Raw genomic sequence first — 2893 nt, 5'->3', positions numbered from 1 at the left:
CAGCCCACGCCGGTGAGGGCTCCCGGCAGCCCACGCCGGTGAGGGCTCCCCGCCCGCGGGCGCACGGCCTACCCGGCGGCCTCCACCCGGACCGCGCACACCTTGAACTCGGGCATCCGTGAGGTGGGGTCCAGGGCCGGGTTCGTCAGGGAGTTGGCCCGCCCCTCACCCGCCCAGTGGAACGGCATGAAGACGGTGTCCTGACGGATCGCCACCGTGATCCTGGCCGGAGCCTGGGCCCGCCCCCGGCGCGAGGTGACCGCGACCTGGTCGCCCTCGGCGACCCCGATCCGCTCGGCGAGCCGCGGGTGCAGCTCGACGAACGGGCCCGGCGCGGCGGCGGTCAGCTCGGCCACCCTGCGGGTCTGCGCCCCGGACTGGTAGTGGGCGACCACCCGCCCCGTCGTCAGCACCACCGGGTACTCGGCGTCCGTCTCCTCGGCCGCCGGCCGGTGTGTCACCGGGACGAACCGGGCCCGCCCGTCCTCGGTCGCGAACCGTTCCAGGAACAGCCGCGGCGTGCCCGGGTGCTCCTCGTCCGGGCAGGGCCAGAACACCCCGTCCTCCGCGGCGATCCTGGCGTAGGTGATGCCCGCGTAGTCGGCGGGGCCCCCCGCCGAGGCCCGCCGCAGCTCGTCGAAGACCTCCTCGGGCTCGGCCGGGAAGCCCTTGCCGTGCCCGAGCAGTCCCGCCAGGGCGTTCAGCACCTCCAGGTCGGAGCGGACGCCGTCCGGTGGGGTGACCGCGCGCTGCCGCAGCAGCACCCGGCCCTCCAGGTTGGTCATGGTGCCGCTCTCCTCCGCCCACTGCGTCACGGGCAGCACCACGTCCGCCAGCGCGGCCGTCTCCGACAGCACGACGTCGGCGACGGCCAGGAAGTCCAACGACCGCAGCCGCTCCTCGACATGACCCGCGTGCGGTGCGGACACCACCGGATTCGACCCCATCACCAGCAGGGCCCGCACGTCCCGCCCCAGCGCGTCCAGCAGCTCGTAGGCGCTGCGCCCCGGTCCCGGCAGCGTGTCGGGGTCGACGCCCCAGATCCCGGCCACATGGCGGCGTGCCGCCGGGTCCGTGAGCTTGCGGTAACCAGGGAGCTGATCCGCCTTCTGGCCGTGCTCCCGGCCGCCCTGGCCGTTGCCCTGACCGGTCAGGCAGCCGTACCCCGACAGCGGGCGCCCCGCCCGGCCGGTCGCCAGCGCGAAGTTGATCCAGGCGCCGACGGTGTCCGTGCCCTTCGACTGCTGCTCGGGACCGCGGGCGGTGAGCACCATCCCGCTGCCCGCCCCGCAGAACAGGTCGACGGCCTCGCGCAGCTGCGGCACGGGCACCCCGGTGACGCGCTCCACCAGCTCCGGCCAGTGGGCCATCGCCCCGGCCCTGGCCTCGTCCCAGCCGCTCGTGCGGGTGCGGACGAACTCCTCGTCCACCCGCCCGTCGGCCACCACGAGGTGCAGCATGCCGAGCGCCAGGGCCAGGTCGGTGCCCGGCCGGGGGGCCAGGTGCAGGTCGGCCTGCTCGGCGGTCCTCGTCCGCCGCGGGTCGATGACGACGAGCCGGCCGCCGTTCTCCCGCAGCTCGGTCAGGTAGCGCAGGGCGGGCGGCATCGTCTCCGCGAGGTTCGAGCCGACCAGGATCACGCACCCCGTCCGGGGGATGTCCTCCAGCGGGAACGGCAGCCCCCGGTCCAGTCCGAACGCCCGCTGGTGCGCGGCGGCGGCCGAGGACATGCAGAAGCGGCCGTTGTAGTCGATCTGCGAGGTACCGAGGACCACCCGGGCGAACTTCCCGAGCGCGTACGCCTTCTCGTTCGTGAGCCCGCCCCCGCCGAACACCCCCACGGCGTCCGCCCCGTGCCCCGCCCGGGTCCCGCGCAGCCCGTCGGCGATCCGCCCCAGCGCCTCGTCCCAGCCGGCCGGCCGCAGCCCACCGCTCTCCGTGTCCCGGACGAGGGGCGAGGTCAGCCGCGCCCCCGCGGCCAGCACGGCGGGCGCGGTGCGGCCCTTGCCGCACAGGGCACCCCGGTTCACGGGGAAGCCGGTGCGCTCCACGACCTCGACCACCGTGCCGTCGGTGACCGGTCGCAGGGTCATCCCGCACTGCAGTGCGCAGTACGGGCAGTGCGTGGGCGTTTCGGTGCGGGCCATGCGTCCAGCGTGCGATCCGGGTATTACGAGCACCCTGCCCGGCGGTTACGCCCCCGGTACACGCCCCTCAGCCCGGGCCGCCCGGCGCGGTGAGGCCGGCCGCCAGAGCCCGGGACACCCCCGTCTCGCGCGGTCCCAGGAAGCGCGGGTCCGGCCGGAACACCACGTCCAGCAGCGCCTTGCCCGCCGCCGGCAGCTCCCGGACCCCACCGTAGTACCAGGTCACGTCGTGGACGGCGTCCACCCCCACCCCGTAGGCGTCGATGCCGGCGGACCGGCACAGGGCGATCGCCCGCCGGATGTGGAAGCCCTGGCTCACCAGCAGCGCCCGGTCGACCCCGAAGATCCTCTTGGCCCGGACGCAGGAGTCCCAGGTGTCGAAACCCGCGTAGTCGCTGACGATCCGGCCGTCCGGCACGCCGCGTCCCGTGAGATAGGCGCGCATGGCGTCCGGCTCGTCGTACTCCTCGCGGCTGTTGTCCCCGGTGACCAGGACGACCCTCACCCGGCCGGTCCGGTACAGCTCGGCCGCCGCGTCGAGCCGGTGCGCGAGGTAGGGCGACGGCCTGCCCTGCCACAGTCCGGCACCGAACACCACGGCGACCTGCTGCGCCGGGGCGTCCTCCAGCGTCCGCACCCGGGCCTGGGCCGTGCCGTACAGCCAGGTGGCCGGCGCCAGGGCGAGCACGCAGGCACCTGCCATGAACTTGATCACCGTCGTCGCCGGGTTCGTGTCTCTGTACCTG

The 2893-nt window shown here is 75.0% G+C and carries 2 protein-coding genes; both read right to left on the bottom strand.

Features of this window, described 5'->3' with window-relative positions; genetic code table 11:
• Positions 1 to 68: 68 nt before the first annotated feature.
• A complete protein-coding gene (locus ABZ371_RS31195; RefSeq protein ID WP_358685997.1) occupies positions 69 to 2147 on the bottom strand; it encodes a molybdopterin oxidoreductase family protein in 2079 nt (692 codons plus the stop codon).
• A gap of 67 nt (positions 2148 to 2214) precedes the next feature.
• Entirely contained in the window at positions 2215 to 2850 is a 636-nt protein-coding gene (locus tag ABZ371_RS31190; protein WP_358685999.1) for an ElyC/SanA/YdcF family protein, read from the bottom strand.
• Positions 2851 to 2893: the final 43 nt, after the last annotated feature.

The organism is Streptomyces sp. NPDC005899, assembly GCF_040629645.1.
In the GTDB taxonomy this organism is placed as follows: Bacteria; Actinomycetota; Actinomycetes; order Streptomycetales; family Streptomycetaceae; genus Streptomyces.
This window is presented reverse-complemented; position numbering and strand designations above follow the sequence as displayed.